Source organism: Photobacterium damselae, assembly GCF_003026815.1.
GTDB classification, from domain to species: domain Bacteria; phylum Pseudomonadota; class Gammaproteobacteria; order Enterobacterales; family Vibrionaceae; genus Photobacterium; species Photobacterium damselae.
This window is the reverse complement of the sequence record NZ_PYOG01000015.1, coordinates 1-16,375: the sequence shown is the minus strand read 5'-3', so window position 1 is coordinate 16,375 and position 16,375 is coordinate 1. Positions and strand designations below refer to the sequence as shown.

The following is a 16,375-nucleotide window of genomic DNA, read 5'->3' as shown; positions in this document are numbered from 1 at the left end:
GGACTTAACATGACGCCAACACCCCGCCTTGATGAACTGGATCGCGATATTCTTGCTGCGTTAATGAGTGATGCAAGAACCCCTTATGCTGAAATGGCGAAGCGATTTAATGTTAGCCCAGCAACGGTCCATGTTCGGGTAGAAAAGATGCGAGCAGCCAACATCATTACTGGCACTGAGGTGGTAGTAAACCCCAAATTACTCGGTTATGACGTCTGCTGTTTTATTGGTATTAACTTGTATGCGGCCCGAGATTATCACTCGGCATTGAAGAAATTGAACCAATTAGATGAGGTTGTTGAAGCTTATTACACCACTGGAGCTTACAATATATTTGTAAAGCTAATGTGCCGTTCAATTGAAGAGTTACAGCATGTGTTGATCAATAAACTGCAAGCGATTGATGAAGTTCAATCAACAGAAACGCTGATCTCACTGCAAAACCCAATCAGCCGAAATGTAAAACCTTAGCCATAAAGGGTAGCAAAAAATGAGCGGTGAACCTCTGCCCACCGCATCATGTTCATACTTAGCAGCCACTATCGACCACAACAATAGCAGGTTGGGTTGGATTACTGTTTAAGTGTGAATTCGCATCGCTTTTTTGATGAGTCGGACACCAAGGTACATACTTATCTATCCCTAATGGCGCTAATATCTTGCCGCACACAAATCCCCAAAACCAACCTGGATTTTTAGTTTTATTACCTGTCTTTGAGGAATCGCTATGGGCAACGTCGACATACACGACATAGCACTGTCCAGCATCAATGGCTTTTACTTGCTGCTTAAGGCTCTGTCCTTTTTCCCCATACGCTTTTAAGGTAAAAAAAGTTAAGCCCGTTTTAATTTTTCGTAGCATAGAAGATTCGAGCCAATTACCCAAATCACTGGGAGTGACGGTCACCATATGCCAATCATGGGTATTTTGTAAGGTTGTCGTTATCCCTTTGGCTGTTGGATATCCATTCGCGATTGCTACTCCATCAACGGTTGCATTCGGTAATGTTTCTTTTCCAACAATAGCAGCTTTGCCATACACAGTTTCGGTTGATGTTCGTAGGCTTGCTGCTAAACCTTCAAGGTCTGCATCTCTCGCATCATGACTCAGTTGCAAAAATTTTGGAGCCGCTACGACAGCTAAAATCCCAACAATGACAATAACGACAACTAACTCGATAAGTGTAAAACCGTATCGTCGTTTCATAACATCGTTAACTCACTTAGAATGATAATAATATCTTAAGCGGTAATTTTATAAAAAACGAGAGCACAAAAGAGGTTTACATGCTTTTATGGAATAAATTTATTGAAAGGTAGAGGGGAAAGGTTAAGCTAAACTAAATATTCAGATTAATTAGGCGGATTTAATAGAAAATGAACCAATAAACTCATTGTTTTTATTTAAAATCTCACCACTTCCACTTTGCTCACAAAAAGTGAGTTTCATATCTAAATCATCGACATTACCATTTAGTAATATATGTCGACGTAAAATATCACTATTTAACTGATGAATTTCCGACTGCCAACTGCATTTTTCTTTTAATAAATCAAAATTAATAATCATTATTTATAATTCCTATTTGCTACTTAATATTTTATTTGTTTGGCGACTTTGCTGAAACCAAAAACGCTTACGACCTACTGAACGAGACATATTATTCCTTATTGGGATTACTGCTTATTTTATAAAATCGATAAGAAGAAAAAAGTAAACTAGGACATAACGACAAATACAAAAAGCAGATGTAGCAAGAATAGAAATTACGAAGAACTTGTAGCGATTTTGATGAGAAATAGTGCGAGTATTACAGAGAGAGGGGAAATCGGCGTAGATAGAAATTATCTACGCCAATAAAATCTTATAGAGCTACAACGTTTGCAGCTTGAGGACCTTTTTGGCCTTGCTCAACGTCAAAAGATACTTTTTGACCTTCAGCTAGAGTTTTGAAGCCTTCAGAAGCGATTGCACGGAAGTGAACGAATACGTCAGCGCCGCCATTGTCTTGAGAAATAAAACCAAAACCTTTCTCTTCATTGAACCACTTAACGATACCAGTTGCTTTAGACATAATCTGTCCCTTATTTAAATATAATTCATAATGTTATCGTAAAAAATTTACGATGCACTTGCACTGAGCTTGAATTATTGAATGTGACGATAAACCGAAGGAACACTAAGAATGGCAACAAAAATGAAGATATACTGAGGGTTTACTTTGACTTGATGTTTCATTAATAACTCTGAACAACAGAGCACGGCCATTATTCAGGGAATTTGTGTCGCTGTAAAGGTTTATTAATCAAAATAGTAAAAATAAATGTTAATAAGATGAAATTACTCAAGTTATATCTTTGAGCAATTTCATCATTCACAGCAAAATTATGCGTTTTGCCCTACCACAAAGCCTGAACTCCAAGCCCATTGGAAGTTATAACCGCCAAGCCAACCGCTCACATCCATCACTTCACCAGCAAAGAACAGACCTTTTACCTTCTTTGCTTCTAACGTTTTTGATGACAGCTCATCCGTATCCACGCCACCAAGAGTGACCTCTGCAGTTCGGTAGCCTTCGGTGCCATTAGGCGCAATCGTCCAGTGATGGAAATACTGGTGCATCTGGCTAATATCTTTTGGATTAAACTGTTTTAGTGGCTTATCGACTAAATCGCCTCGTTCAATCAGAACCTCAATCAAACGTTTAGGAAGCAAACGGGCTAATGAGTTTTTCAAGCTTTGATTCGGATGCTTTTCTCGCATCGCATTAAATGTTTCATCTAAGCTAACATCAGGTAATAGATCGATAGTCACTGCTTGCCCTGGTAACCAGTAAGAAGAGGCTTGAAGAATAACCGGGCCGGATAAACCGCGATGGGTAAACAGTAGGTTCTCTTTAAAACTCACCCCGTTTTCCGTTTCAACCACGGCAGGAATAGCGATACCAGAGAGATCAGCAAACGCGTCTTTATCTTCAACATGCAGGGTAAATGGCACTAAACCTGCGGTAGTTGGCACCATTTTCAGACCAAACTGCTCGGCAATCTGATAACCAAATGGAGTTGCTCCCAGTTTAGGCATCGACAAACCACCGGTTGCGACCACTAAAGATTCACACTCAACTGATTCGGTATTTAGCATTAAACGAAAACCCGAATCTGTCTGTTCGATATTATGAACATCAACTTGGTAACGTTGTGAAACTGTTGGTTGATCGCATTCAGCCAGCAACATATTGACGATATCTTTTGCTGAATCCAGACAAAATAGCTGACCATGATCTCGCTCTTCATAAGCAATATCGTATTTGGCAACCATGGCAATAAAGTCCCAGTTGGTATACTGCGACAGAGCTGATTTAACAAAGTGAGGATTACGGCAAACATAGTTGTTAGCGTTGACATCATAGTTAGTGAAGTTACAGCGACCACCACCCGAAATCAAAATCTTACGGCCGGGTTTCTTGCCATGATCAACCACCAGCACCGAGCGACCACGTTTACCCGCTTCAGCCGCACACATTAAACCTGCCGCCCCTGCACCTATGACCACTACATCAAACTTTTTTGCCATTGTTGTTTGCTCTAATTGACTATCGACAATAAAAAAGGATGCTAACAAACTAGCATCCTTTCATCTTTAGACGGTATTTTACCTATCTCAAGCCCAAATACCAACCGTAGAAAAGCTTGAGATAACTATTCGTCGAACGTCATTAAATCCCCAAATAGGCGACAACAAAAATGGAGATAAAAAACAGTAACATAAATGAACTGGCAAGGATAAAGAGGCGACGAACCTTAATGCATTTGGCCATAAATACGGGATCGTGATGCTTCTCATACTGGTGACTACGAATGTAATGAAACAGTCGAATCTGCTTACTCACATTCCCTTGTGACTTAAAAAAGCCACTACCATCAACCTGTTGGTACAAAAGAGGATCACACTCACGCATCACCATTAATAAAGTTCGTAATGTACTGACATAACGAGCGGTATTCACGGCAGCAACCAAAAACAGAGCAAGCAAAAATGCATCACCACTTATCATAGAGGGTCCCCCTAATATTCCTTCACCAGCGGGGAAAAGCTATCGAGCGTAGCGAAACTAACTACGCCCATGCTAAATAAGACTTAACCCGCTTGAGTGTCCATTACTGAAGTTGAGCCAGACTTTGCCATTTCAGCAAGATCTTTATCGATGAAAAATAGCGCCTTACCATCTTCACCAACCAACTCAATTTTATCTAAAATACCTTTAAACAGTTTCTCTTCTTCGTGTTGTTCTGCCACATACCACTGTAAGAAGTTAAAGGTGGAGTAATCTTGTGTTGTAAAAGCAACATGCGCCAATTTATTAATCTTTTCAGTGATTAACTGCTCATGTTCATAAGTTTCACGGAATACATCACCTAGAGAAGCAAACTCATGTTTTGGTGCAGCAATTGTGCCAAGAATAGGTAACGCACCCGTTTCACTCACATAAGTGAACAGACGTTGCATGTGCTCCATCTCTTCTACAGCGTGTGAGCGTAAAAATGCGGCTGCACCTTCAAAGCCTTTATCTTCACACCAAGCACTCATTTGTAGGTACAGGTTGGAAGAGAAAAACTCTAAGTTAATTTGTTCGTTCAGTTTCTCAACCATTGCTTGAGCTAACATCGTATTACTCCTTTCTATTTTAGTGTAATAAAGACATTGTTACTGTGCATACTTGAGATTGCAACTCTCCATGAGACATCTTGACAATCTCTTTGATTATTTTAGCTAACTAACGAAAAATACAATAAAAATTCATTTTCAAATTAGTAAAATAATAAATCACACAAAAGGCGAATAAGTTGGGATCTGCTCCATATTTTTTCTTTAAGTCTAGTGCTAGGATAGAGAAAAACCACCATTAAGGAGCGCAGGTTATGGCTTACAAACACATTCTCGTGGCAGTGGATTTGTCTGAAGAGAGCTTTGTTTTATTGAAAAAAGCCGCAGATCTCGCCAAGGCACTCGATGCTCAACTGTCTTTGATTCATATTGATGTCAATTATGCTGAGCTTTACACTGGCTTGATTGATATTAACCTTAGTGATACCCAAGATCGTGCTGCAAACGATGCTCAACAACAGCTACAAGTATTAGCTGAAAAAGCAGGATATCCTGTTGCTCATACTTTAGTTGGCAGTGGTGATCTGAGTGATGAAATTTGCAACGCAATTAAAGATCTGCATGTTGAATTGGTTGTCTGTGGTCACCACCAAGACTTCTGGAGTAAGATCCTATCTTCAACCAAGCAGCTGCTTAATCGCACTCCGGTTGACCTATTAATGGTCCCACTTAAATAACATCATCATGATATGAATGCTAAACGATCAGTCTTTGTACTGGTCGTTTTTGTTTCTCCATTAATATTCGCTACACTGCAGTTTTTCTAACCAATAAAGATCGTTCTCATTATGGGATATTTATCTGCAGTTACTCTGTTGTGGGCTTTTTCATTTAGTCTAATTGGCGTTTATTTAGCAGGACAAGTCGATGCTTGGTTTTCGGTTTTAACCCGAGTCGTTTTAGCAGCCTTAGTCTTTGCTCCATTTTTACGCTCAAAGCATCTTCATCCTTCTCTCGCACTTAAACTGATGGCCGTTGGCGCCTTCCAACTCGGTTTAATGTATTGCTTTTACTATCAGTCATTTCTCTATTTATCGGTGCCTGAAGTTCTACTATTTACCATCTTTACCCCAATCTATGTCACTCTGATCTACGACGCTCTAAATCGCCAGTTTTCACCTTGGTATCTTCTTACCGCCGCCATTGCAGTATTAGGTGCAGCCATTATTAAATTTGAAGGCATCAACCAAAACTTTATTTTGGGCTTTTGTATTGTCCAAGGGGCGAATCTCTGCTTTGCAATAGGCCAAGTGGGATACAAAAAAATCATTGAAAAAGAGCCACAAGACTTACCTCAACACACAGTATTTGGCTGGTTCTATTTAGGTGCAATTGCCGTGGCGCTACCAATGTATTTACTCTTTGGTAATAGCTCAAAGCTGCCAACATCTCACTTACAATGGGGGATCCTCGTGTACCTAGGTACTGTTGCTTCGGGATTGGGATACTTTATTTGGAACAAAGGCGCGACCATGGTAAATGCAGGGGCACTGGCGATAATGAATAACGCCTTGGTCCCAGCAGGTCTGATTGTGAATATTGTTATTTGGAATCGAGATGTTGATTACCCCCGTTTAATCGTGGGCGGTATCATTATTATGGCGTCGCTATGGTTAAACGAGACTTGGGTAAAACGCAAAGTAGCGATCAATCAGATGATTAAAGGCGCAGAGAAGTTATAACCTCACACCATAATGAGAAAAGTACATCGCCACCATTAATCGGTGGCGATGATCGTTAAGCGGTAAAATCAGATGAGATAGTTAGAAAAAGAGTCTAGATAAACGAGAAGGCGTCAGCAAAAATACGCTCACGTATCGCACCTTTTCCATTAGTAAAACGCTCTCGAGCAGCACCTGCCATTTCAAAACGACCACAGATATAGATATCGTAATCGCTAAGGCTAACAAAATCTTGCTCTACCGCGTCTAACACATTACCAATCTTCCCTTGCCAATCGCTTGGTGCCGTTTCAACCACAGGTACATAGGTGACATTTGGATACTGTTTTGCGAGCGCTTGTAACTCATCATTAGCATACAACTGACAGATGTCACGACCGCCCCAGTAGATAAAAATAGGTTGAGTAAAACCACGACTTAGACAGTTATCTAAAATACTGCGTACATAAGAAAATCCAGTACCACCAGCAACCAGCAGTAAAGGTTTATCGCTATCGGCACGTAACCACGCTTCGCCATGGGGTGCTTCAATCGAGATAGCCTCCCCTTGCTCTAATGCCGCTTTCATCGCATCGACCACTTCTAAGGCGTAAGCATTATGTTCAGCAGCACCAATATGTAATTCTAATTCACCATCGCGACATGGACTGCTGGCAATCGAAAATGGGCGCTTATCTTTTTCTCCCATCACAGCAAGCAGATACTGGCCAGCTTTAAACTCAACCGGAAGCTCAGGTTTTAATAAAATTTTATAGGTATGGCATGCCACCGATTCAACTGACGTTACTTCGCATTTCATGTATTTATTATCCTCGTAAATCCAGTACCAAGTCGCTTTTTGCATAGGCAGAACAGGGCGCAATCCAACCTTGTTCGATCTCATCTTCAGTTAACATCGGCTCTAGCTGATAGAATACTTCGCCTTCAACCATACGACATAAACACATCGCACATACGCCAACCTGACAACGATGAGGGAAAGCCACACCTGCGTTGAGCGCTGCCTCCAATAGGGTTTGCTTATCATCAACCACAAATTTTATATTTAACGGCAACAGGTGAACTTGATACATAGATAGATTCTAGCTGGTAATCTCTCTTATTCGACAAACCAGAGAAACTCCAACCCTATTATTTAATAATGGCTAATTGTTCCCATATCGCATCGATTTTGGCAACGATTTTCCGATCTTTGACTATGGGGGTACCCCACTCTCGTTCTGTTTCACCCGGCAATTTATTGGTCGCATCAAGACCCATTTTGCTAGATGTAGCCCCTGCTGGAACTGAAATCGTATCACGGGTTGGATCCATGCGAGTGGTAATAGCCCAAATCACATCATTCCAATCACGGACATTTACATCACCATCACAAATGATGACAAATTTAGGCGTCGTAAATTGGCTCATTTGATGCCAAAGCGCTTCAATCATCGCTTTACCATCACCCACCGCCTGCTTATCAATACTCACTAGAGCCATACTATGATCTTTTGCTTGTGGCGGGAAATAACAGTCAATGATTTGTGGATATGTCTCACGCAGCTGGGCCTCTTTAGCAATCAAATCGATAACCTCAGTTACCGAACAATCGGGAGATCTACCAATTAATTCTGCCGGCCATTTACGTGTCGCATCTAACCCCATTTTAGAACCAAGCCCAACGACAGGAGAGGCAAAATCTAATGAATCAATAGGAGTATGATCAATAAATAAAGAATCCGTAACTGGGTCCATATTTGCGGTAATGGCAGGTATGACGCTATCCCAGCTCCGCGCATCAACATCATGATCACAAATTACTACGTACTTGGTGTACATAAACTGGCGTAGGAACGACCACACCCCCATCATGATCCGTTTCGCATGACCGGGATATTGCTTTTTAATGGTCACCACCGCCATACGATAGGAACACCCTTCTGGCGGTAAATAGAAATCTTCAATCTCAGGAAATTGCTTTTGCAAAATAGGCACAAACACTTCATTTAATGCCACACCCAATACCGCAGGCTCATCCGGTGGACGTCCCGTATAAGTACTGTGATAAATAGGCTTTTGCTTCATAGAAAGATGGGTAATCGTAAAGACATGATGCTGTTCTGTCTCATTGTAGTAACCAGTGTGATCTCCATAAGGGCCCTCTAAAGCAAACTCATTGGGATCGATATATCCTTCCATGACAATTTCGGCACTGGCTGGAATATCAAGATCATTACTTAGACTTTTCACCACTTCTGTACGGCGACCACGCAATAATCCAGCAAAGGCGTACTCAGATAAAGTATCTGGAACTGGTGTTACAGCACCTAAAATCGTGGCAGGATCAGCACCAAATGCCACAGTTACAGGAAAAGGTTGTCCTGGGTGGGTCTCCATCCAATCACGCAGATCTAGCGCGCCACCACGATGAGCGAGCCAACGCATGATGACTTTATTCTTCGCAATTTTTTGCTGGCGATAAATTCCTAGATTCTGACGTTTCTTATTCGGTCCTTTCGTGATGGTAAGCCCCCAAGTAAGCAAAGGGGCCACATCATCAGGCCAGCAACTCATAACTGGGATTTTATCTAAATCAACCTCATCCCCTTGCCACACCACTTCCTGACATGGCGCTTTGCGCAGACGCTTAACCGGCATATTGAGCACTTGCTTAAACACAGGCAACTTATTAAAGGCATCACGCAAGCCTTGCGGTGGCTCAGGCTCTTTGAGATAAGCAAGCCACTCTCCCACTTGACGCAACTCTTTTACATCGGTTCGCCCCATTCCCATCGCCACTCGTTCAGGAGTACCAAATAAGTTAGCCAGAACAGGAATGTCGTAGCCAATCGGGTTTTCAAACAGTAATGCAGGCCCCTTTGCTCGCAAAGTACGGTCACAAATTTCCGTTATCTCCTGGTTAGGGTCAACCGGATGACTGATACGCTTTAACTGTCCTTGTGCTTCGAGATAATCGATAAAATCACGTAAATCTTGAAACTTCATGTCGCTTACCAAGTGATCAATATGTTGCGCTCAGTATAGCGAGATGTTGAGTAATACTCACCTTTAAATCGCTGCTATTTCACGGCAAATAACCGCATTAAAATCAAGGAATAGCAGCAATTTCATAGATTTCAGCCAATAAAAAAGCCCGACCGTTTAAGGCCGAGCTTTTCACTGTGTACTGCTAAAATAAACGATTACTGACGACGCATTGCATCGAAGAATTCATCGTTTGTCTTAGTCATAGACAGTTTACCGATTAGGAATTCCATGCTGTCGATCTCGCCCATTGGGTGAACGATCTTACGCAGAATCCACATCTTTTGTAGCTCATCAGCTTTCGCCAGTAGCTCTTCACGACGAGTACCAGAACGGTTGAAATCAATCGCTGGGAATACACGTTTTTCAGCAATCTTACGAGATAGGTGCAGTTCCATGTTACCTGTACCTTTAAATTCTTCGTAAATTACTTCATCCATCTTAGAACCAGTATCAACCAGTGCTGTTGCGATGATTGTTAAGCTACCGCCTTCTTCTACGTTACGAGCTGCACCAAAGAAGCGCTTTGGACGGTGAAGGGCATTAGCGTCCACACCACCAGTTAATACTTTACCTGATGATGGAACTACGGTGTTATAGGCACGCGCAAGACGAGTGATGGAGTCAAGTAGGATAACCACATCTTTCTTGTGTTCTACTAGACGTTTTGCTTTCTCAATAACCATTTCTGCCACTTGTACGTGACGAGATGCTGGTTCATCAAACGTTGAAGCAACTACTTCGCCTTTTACTAGACGCTGCATTTCGGTTACTTCTTCTGGACGTTCGTCGATAAGCAATACCATCAACTCACACTCTGGGTGGTTGTGCGCGATGCTTTGAGCGATGTTCTGTAGCAACATGGTCTTACCGGCTTTCGGTGGCGCAACAATCAGGCCACGCTGACCTTTACCGATTGGCGATGCCAAATCAAGAACACGAGCTGTGATGTCTTCTGTTGAGCCATTACCGCGCTCCATACGCATACGTTCATTTGCGTGTAGTGGAGTTAAGTTCTCAAACAAGATCTTGTTGCGAGCGTTATCCGGCTTATCGTAGTTAACTTCGTTGACTTTCAGTAGTGCAAAGTAACGTTCGCCATCTTTAGGTGGGCGAATTTTGCCTGAAATTGTGTCACCAGTGCGAAGGTTGAAGCGGCGGATTTGACTTGGAGAGACGTAGATATCGTCTGGACCGGCAAGGTAAGAACTGTCTGCAGAGCGGAGGAAGCCGAAGCCATCTTGAAGAATTTCTAGAACACCATCACCAAAAATGTCCTCACCACTTTTTGCATGCTGTTTGAGGATAGAGAAGATGATGTCTTGTTTTCTCAAACGCGCTAGGTTTTCTAATCCTAAGCTTTCACCAAGTGCAACCAAATTAGAAATAGGTTGCTTCTTCAATTCTGTAAGATTCATAGTGGTGGGTTTCTTGTCTGTCAAAATAGGGGTTCTGTAAGTTAAGTTGAAAAAACTGAGAATTCGGTTGACCAATGGAGCTGGTCAAGAAGTGTTCGTGTGTATAAATAACGTGCAATAAGTTAGCACTAAATCTCATCTCCGTCTAGCATAGACCGAAGATGCTCTGCGCACAACTGGGAATTTGTGCGCAGATTGCAAAAAAAGCGGCTTATAGGTTCGCGTCTAGGAACTCTTTAAGCTGGGTCTTAGATAGCGCACCCACTTTTGTTGCTGCAACACTGCCGTCTTTAAACAGCAGTAGTGTTGGAATACCACGGATACCAAATTTTGGTGGTGTTCCAGCATTCTGATCGATATTTAACTTACCAATCGTCAGTTTGCCTTCATACTCTTCAGCGATTTCATCAAGAATTGGCGCGATCATTTTACAAGGACCACACCACTCTGCCCAGAAATCAACTAATACAGGGCCAGCAGCGTTAACTACATCGCTGTCGAAACTTGCATCTGTAAGCTGCACAATCTTGTCGCTCATCTTCCACTCCAATGGTTGATTTTCACAGCCGATTTCATTTTACCGGCAAATCGATCTCCTATTTGAATTGAATCCGTTTCGTATTGCAACCCTAAGCTGATATTCTATATGTATGAAGACGACTCATATCACAGAGCAGAAATTTGCCGACCTAGGGTTAAATCCTTTGGTTTTGAAAGGCCTAGAAGAAAAAGGGTTCCATAATTGTACCCCGATTCAGGCTTTGGCATTGCCGGTAGTGCTCTCCGGCCATGATATTGCGGGACAGGCCCAAACGGGTACAGGCAAAACTTTAGCCTTTTTGACCGCGACTTTTAACCATTTACTGGAGACTCCAGCATCAGAAGAGCGAAAGCCAAACCAGCCACGAGCAATCATTCTTGCTCCAACGCGTGAATTGGCGATCCAGATTTATAACGATGCCGCACCTCTTATTGCAAGTACGGGCCTAACGGCAGGTCTTGCTTACGGTGGCGAACCGTACGAGAAGCAGCAAAAGAAACTGACAGACGGTGTTGATATTCTTATCGGTACTTGTGGTCGCATCATCGATTTCTACAAGCAGCGAGTGATCGACTTACGTTCGATTCAAGCCGTTGTACTTGATGAAGCTGACCGTATGTTCGATTTAGGTTTTATCAAAGACATTCGCTTCTTATTCCGTCGTATGCCTGCACCGGATCAACGTCGCAATATGCTGTTCTCTGCCACGCTATCTTATCGCGTAAAAGAACTTGCATTTGAACATATGAATACGCCAGAAAGCGTTGTGGTTGAACCTGAGCAAAAAACTGGTCATCGCATCCAAGAAGAGCTGTTCTACCCATCTAACAACGATAAGATGCGCTTATTGCAAACGTTGATCGAAGAAGAATGGCCAGATCGCGCAATTATTTTTGCTAATACGAAGCATCGCTGTGAAGACGTTTGGGGCCATTTAGCCGCCGACGGACACCGTGTTGGTCTATTAACTGGTGATGTACCACAGAAAAAACGCGTTCGCATCTTGGAACAATTCACTCAAGGTGATATTGATATCCTAGTCGCAACCGACGTCGCAGCTAGAGGCCTCCATATTCCTCAAGTAACGCACGTATTTAACTATGATCTTCCTGATGACTGTGAAGATTATGTTCACCGTATTGGCCGTACTGGTCGTGCAGGTGCAAGCGGTCACTCGATCAGCTTTGCTTGTGAAGAGTATGCAATCAATTTACCGGGTATCGAAACCTATATTGAGCATTCCATTCCATTATCAAAGTATGATGCCTCTGCTCTGCTTGAAGATCTGCCAGAACCTATTCGTATTACTCGCACTCCACGACAAGGCGGTCGTCGTAGTAATCAACAGGGCCAAGGTCAATCACGTCAGCGTAATCGCCGCCGTCCTGCTCAGAAAAAACAGCAGCAACAGTAGTAAAGAATTATGTCTATGGAAAGAAGCTCAACATCACCGTTATACGCCGCCATTGATTTAGGCTCCAATAGCTTCCACATGTGGGTAGTTCGTGAAGTCGATGGTCATGTTCAAACCTTGGCCAAAATTAAGCGTAAGGTTCGCCTCGCTGCGGGTCTTAACAGCAACAACGAACTCAGCTTAGAAGCGATGCAACGCGGCTGGGATTGCTTAAGCCTCTTTGCTGAACGTCTCCAGGATATTCCGAGTGAACACGTTCGCATTGTAGGAACAGCAGCGCTACGTACAGCGGTCAATGCCGATGAGTTTCTTGCCAAAGCAAAAGATATCCTAGGATACGCCATTGTGGTGATCCCTGGTAAAGAAGAAGCTCGTATCATCTACCAAGGAGTTGCTCATACTTCTGGGGGGAGCGACAAACGTCTTGTCGTGGATATTGGTGGTGCGAGTACTGAAGTTGTTATCGGAACAGGTTTTGAGGCAAACGCATTAACCAGCCTCAAAATTGGTTGTGTTACTTGGCTTGAAAGCTATTTTAAAGACCGTCACTTAAATGCTGAAAACTTCAATGCAGCTATCAGTGCGGCAAAAATGGCCATTGCCCCTATTGTTGAACAGTACCGTCAATTGGGCTGGGAAACCTGTGTGGGTGCAAGTGGAACAGTTCAAGCGCTACAAGAGATCATGTTAGCGCAAGGCATGGATGAAATTATCACCTTAGCCAAATTGAAACGTCTACAACGTCAAGCAATGCAGTATGAACGACTAGAAGATCTCGATATTGAAGGCCTCACTTTAGAGCGAGCTCTGGTCTTTCCAAGCGGATTATCAATCTTGATCGCTCTATTTGAATCACTCAACATTGATTCAATGACCTTAGCAGGCGGCGCACTGCGCGAAGGTATGGTGTATGAGATGATGAGCCAAATGCGCCATCATGATGTCCGTACACGTACGTTACACAGTGTTCAAGAACGCTTTCAGCTTGATACTTTACACGCAGAAGAAGTCGCAAAAACCGCAATGACGTTATTGCAAGATTGCGATGCAGAATGGCAGTTTGAGCCACAAGCCCAGTCACTGCTATTTGCCGCAGCCCAATTACATGAAATCGGGATCAGCATTGAATTTAAGAAAAGTGGCGAACATGCTGCATACTTAATCAATCATCTGGATTTACCGGGCTTTACGCGAGCGCAAAAGCATTTAATTGCTGAGCTACTGCGCCGTTTCCGTGAACAGCTATCAAGCCTACCAGAGCAGCATGCTTTATCTGCTCAAAGTGCTACGCGCCTATTGAGATTACTGCGTCTCGCGGTGATTTTATGTCATCGTCGCGACCAACGCTGCCAAGCCGATGTTCAGATAAACGCAACAGATAACAAACTAACATTGACCTTAACCAAAGGATGGCTTACCCAAAATCCATTAACTGAAGCGGAGTTGCAACAAGAAGCAACTCGTCAAACAGATATGGGGTGGCCATTAACTATTGAAACGGTTGAGAACCAATAAAATAACAACGGCTCTAGTGAAATAGAGCCGTTTTTTTATAAAAATTATGGATACAAAATTTCGTCAATACTTAATCGAGCACCAGTTTGATCGTACGGAAATCGATAACTTACTGGCCAGCGCCTCACTGCTCGAATTACCAACTCGTCATATTCTGACTCATCAAGGTGAGCACAATCAGTCGGTCTATTTTCTTTTAGAAGGATTATGCCGAGCCAGTTATCTCACTGCAGATGGAAAAGAATTTAGCAAAGAATTCTATTGGGAGCACGATTGGATCATCGGCTTTGAAAGTGTCATTTTGCAGCATCCTTCACCCTATTTGGTTGAGAGCTTAACACCTATTATCGTAGTAGAAATCCCTCTTGCTGCTGTACAAATATGGCGCAAACAAGGACACCCCATTTATCTAAAACTGCTCGAAAACCAACTGATTCACAAAGAGCATAAAGAACGATTCATGCTGCTCTATAGCCCAGAGCAACGCTATATTCTGTTTTGCCAACAATTTCCCGATCTGCTACCGCGACTCACGGATCAACATATTGCCGCTTACCTTGGCATCAGTCCGATAAGTCTTAGTCGAATCAAAGCCAGATTAAAGAAATCTTCTTAACAGATCCGACTTAACATAAGTTAATGCAGTAACCCATAAATCCGAATAGAGTAGTTTTTTCAATCAGATGGAAGCATAGCAATGACTCAGTGGCAACTTCTCCCTTTTTCTCAACTGACGACCCACCAACTGTATGAGTTGTTGCGTCTCCGCGTTGATGTCTTTGTCGTTGAACAAACCTGTCCTTATCCAGAATTAGATGGCAAAGATACATTAGAGGATGTCTATCACTTATTGGGCTATCAAGAACAAAAACTGGTTGCTTGTGCCCGTCTATTGGCACCGACCATCTCATATCCAGGAAGCAGTATTGGCCGTGTCGCTTTAGCTCAATCGGCTCGTGGGCAAGGACTTGGACACCAACTCATACAGCAGGCTATTGAGCATTGTTATCGTCTGTGGCCTCAACATTCGATTGAGATTGGAGCCCAACATTACCTGCAAGATTTCTATCAGCAGCATGGCTTTTCTCCGTTCTCTGAGGTCTATCTTGAAGATGATATTCCCCATTTAGACATGCGCCACTCATTACGCGCCCATCAAGCCAAATAAGTGCTAAACCCAACCATAAAAAAACGGCCTCATATCGAGACTAATGCCGTTCACTTAAGAGTGAACGGCATTCTTTTTCTTGGGATACCGTTGGGGTCTTGGCTTAACTGCCCTTGGAAAAGATCTTTCCCTTCGCCCTTCAAGAATTAAACTTTCAGCCATAGCATGAAAGCCTTTTAATTGGCGAGGAATAGCTCCTGGGCTTGAGTATGGTAAGCCAACTAATAAGGCTGATACATGGGCTAATGTTCCATTAAAACTCAATTGATAAGGAAGGTAGTTCCCTTTTAAATTGAAGCACAGTTCAACCATTTGATATCGAATCAAATTGTATGTTAATAAGATCCCCCAAAGCTCCTGTCGGACCAATTCAGGTAAACGACTTCGTAATGTGAGACGATTACCCAACATGTATTGTTTTTGTTCTCGATAACCTAATTCTATTTCCCATCGGTGCTCATAGAGGGCTGCAATATCATTCGAAGGATAGCGTAAAGGGTCAATCATAGACGTTAAGACTTGGTAGTCTTTCCCTTTAATTTTCCGAGTCACGAGTCGAGCTGTAATCGAGGATGGTAAGTTAGGCCATAATTTTCTAGCCCTTGGATTACTATGTAATAGTATAAGCTTATCGTTGCGGCCTAAAGGCCGAATGACCTCATATTGGACGTTCTTTTTAAGAGGAATAAGCCAATGTCGCTCTGTACCTGTAGTGTGCCATTTATCTAATAAACCTAATGAATAGAACCCCTTATCAAACATTGTTACGCTATGATCTGGTGTCGTTTCGATGAGTTTTTCAGCCAATACCATTTCGTTGGTATTGTAATTATCAAAGGCACTAGCAGTAATAAGGTGACTACTTAATTCCATCTGGCAAACCATTCTAACTTGAGGGTATTGCGTACCTTTTTGACGTGAAAATGCTTCTTCATTTTCTTGAT

Annotated in this window: 19 protein-coding genes; 7 read left to right on the top strand and 12 right to left on the bottom strand. The window is 42.5% G+C overall.

Features of this window, described 5'->3' with window-relative positions; all coding sequences use genetic code 11:
* Positions 1-9: 9 nt before the first annotated feature.
* Positions 10-471, top strand: coding sequence for a transcriptional regulator AsnC (gene asnC / locus CTN07_RS13610; RefSeq protein WP_036765193.1), 462 nt, complete (start codon positions 10-12; stop codon positions 469-471).
* A gap of 58 nt (positions 472-529) precedes the next feature.
* Here the strand turns inward: asnC and CTN07_RS23250 are convergent, their stop codons facing one another.
* From CTN07_RS23250 to ftnA, 6 genes are all read right to left on the bottom strand, one after another.
* On the bottom strand, positions 530-1,207 hold the full coding sequence (locus CTN07_RS23250) for a prepilin-type N-terminal cleavage/methylation domain-containing protein (protein ID WP_005302060.1): 678 nt from the start codon (positions 1,205-1,207) through the stop codon (positions 530-532).
* A gap of 150 nt (positions 1,208-1,357) precedes the next feature.
* Positions 1,358-1,570 carry a hypothetical protein gene (locus tag CTN07_RS13600; RefSeq protein WP_036764582.1) on the bottom strand — a complete coding sequence of 71 codons (213 nt, stop codon included), beginning with the start codon at positions 1,568-1,570 and terminating at the stop codon, positions 1,358-1,360.
* Between the two features lie 295 nt (positions 1,571-1,865).
* The gene (gene cspE / locus CTN07_RS13595; RefSeq protein ID WP_005302062.1) at positions 1,866-2,075 is read right to left on the bottom strand and encodes a transcription antiterminator/RNA stability regulator CspE; all 210 of its coding nucleotides are present in this window, start codon (positions 2,073-2,075) and stop codon (positions 1,866-1,868) included.
* Positions 2,076-2,386: 311 nt separating this feature from the next.
* Positions 2,387-3,574 (bottom strand): BaiN/RdsA family NAD(P)/FAD-dependent oxidoreductase, encoded by a 1,188-nt coding sequence (locus tag CTN07_RS13590; protein WP_036765196.1) that lies wholly within the window; start codon positions 3,572-3,574, stop codon positions 2,387-2,389.
* Between the two features lie 142 nt (positions 3,575-3,716).
* Positions 3,717-4,055, bottom strand: a complete 339-nt coding sequence (gene uspB / locus CTN07_RS13585) for a universal stress protein UspB (protein WP_036764584.1) — start codon at positions 4,053-4,055, stop codon at positions 3,717-3,719.
* A gap of 83 nt (positions 4,056-4,138) precedes the next feature.
* Positions 4,139-4,666, bottom strand: a complete 528-nt coding sequence (ftnA, locus tag CTN07_RS13580) for a non-heme ferritin (RefSeq protein ID WP_005302067.1) — start codon at positions 4,664-4,666, stop codon at positions 4,139-4,141.
* A gap of 254 nt (positions 4,667-4,920) precedes the next feature.
* On the opposite strand from ftnA, the gene CTN07_RS13575 reads away from it, so the two are divergent.
* Both CTN07_RS13575 and CTN07_RS13570 read left to right on the top strand, forming a co-directional pair.
* Positions 4,921-5,343 (top strand): universal stress protein, encoded by a 423-nt coding sequence (locus CTN07_RS13575; protein WP_005302069.1) that lies wholly within the window; start codon positions 4,921-4,923, stop codon positions 5,341-5,343.
* A gap of 111 nt (positions 5,344-5,454) precedes the next feature.
* Positions 5,455-6,348 (top strand): carboxylate/amino acid/amine transporter, encoded by an 894-nt coding sequence (locus tag CTN07_RS13570; RefSeq protein WP_005302072.1) that lies wholly within the window; start codon positions 5,455-5,457, stop codon positions 6,346-6,348.
* A gap of 94 nt (positions 6,349-6,442) precedes the next feature.
* Here the strand turns inward: CTN07_RS13570 and fre are convergent, their stop codons facing one another.
* The 5 genes from fre to trxA form a co-directional block, all read right to left on the bottom strand.
* On the bottom strand, positions 6,443-7,147 hold the full coding sequence (fre, locus tag CTN07_RS13565) for an NAD(P)H-flavin reductase (RefSeq protein ID WP_005302074.1): 705 nt from the start codon (positions 7,145-7,147) through the stop codon (positions 6,443-6,445).
* A gap of 7 nt (positions 7,148-7,154) precedes the next feature.
* A complete protein-coding gene (locus CTN07_RS13560; RefSeq protein ID WP_036764586.1) occupies positions 7,155-7,421 on the bottom strand; it encodes a 2Fe-2S iron-sulfur cluster-binding protein in 267 nt (88 codons plus the stop codon).
* 58 nt (positions 7,422-7,479) lie between these two features.
* Positions 7,480-9,336, bottom strand: a complete 1,857-nt coding sequence (gene ubiD / locus CTN07_RS13555; protein ID WP_005302080.1) for a 4-hydroxy-3-polyprenylbenzoate decarboxylase — start codon at positions 9,334-9,336, stop codon at positions 7,480-7,482.
* Positions 9,337-9,533: 197 nt separating this feature from the next.
* Positions 9,534-10,793: a transcription termination factor Rho gene (gene rho, locus CTN07_RS13550; protein ID WP_005302083.1), complete on the bottom strand. Its 1,260-nt coding sequence runs from the start codon at positions 10,791-10,793 to the stop codon at positions 9,534-9,536.
* 211 nt (positions 10,794-11,004) lie between these two features.
* On the bottom strand, positions 11,005-11,331 hold the full coding sequence (gene trxA, locus CTN07_RS13545; protein ID WP_005302085.1) for a thioredoxin TrxA: 327 nt from the start codon (positions 11,329-11,331) through the stop codon (positions 11,005-11,007).
* Positions 11,332-11,443: 112 nt separating this feature from the next.
* On the opposite strand from trxA, the gene rhlB reads away from it, so the two are divergent.
* From rhlB to CTN07_RS13525, 4 genes are all read left to right on the top strand, one after another.
* Positions 11,444-12,748, top strand: a complete 1,305-nt coding sequence (gene rhlB / locus CTN07_RS13540; RefSeq protein ID WP_036764588.1) for an ATP-dependent RNA helicase RhlB — start codon at positions 11,444-11,446, stop codon at positions 12,746-12,748.
* A 15-nt stretch (positions 12,749-12,763) separates the two neighbouring features.
* The gene (gene gppA, locus CTN07_RS13535) at positions 12,764-14,263 is read left to right on the top strand and encodes a guanosine-5'-triphosphate,3'-diphosphate diphosphatase (RefSeq protein ID WP_005302090.1); all 1,500 of its coding nucleotides are present in this window, start codon (positions 12,764-12,766) and stop codon (positions 14,261-14,263) included.
* A gap of 46 nt (positions 14,264-14,309) precedes the next feature.
* Positions 14,310-14,879, top strand: a complete 570-nt coding sequence (locus tag CTN07_RS13530; protein WP_005302093.1) for a Crp/Fnr family transcriptional regulator — start codon at positions 14,310-14,312, stop codon at positions 14,877-14,879.
* An 81-nt stretch (positions 14,880-14,960) separates the two neighbouring features.
* Positions 14,961-15,431 (top strand): GNAT family N-acetyltransferase, encoded by a 471-nt coding sequence (locus tag CTN07_RS13525; RefSeq protein WP_036764590.1) that lies wholly within the window; start codon positions 14,961-14,963, stop codon positions 15,429-15,431.
* Between the two features lie 54 nt (positions 15,432-15,485).
* Here the strand turns inward: CTN07_RS13525 and CTN07_RS13520 are convergent.
* On the bottom strand, positions 15,486-16,375 hold an 890-nt coding region (locus CTN07_RS13520; protein ID WP_107183723.1), incomplete at its 5' end, for an IS4 family transposase.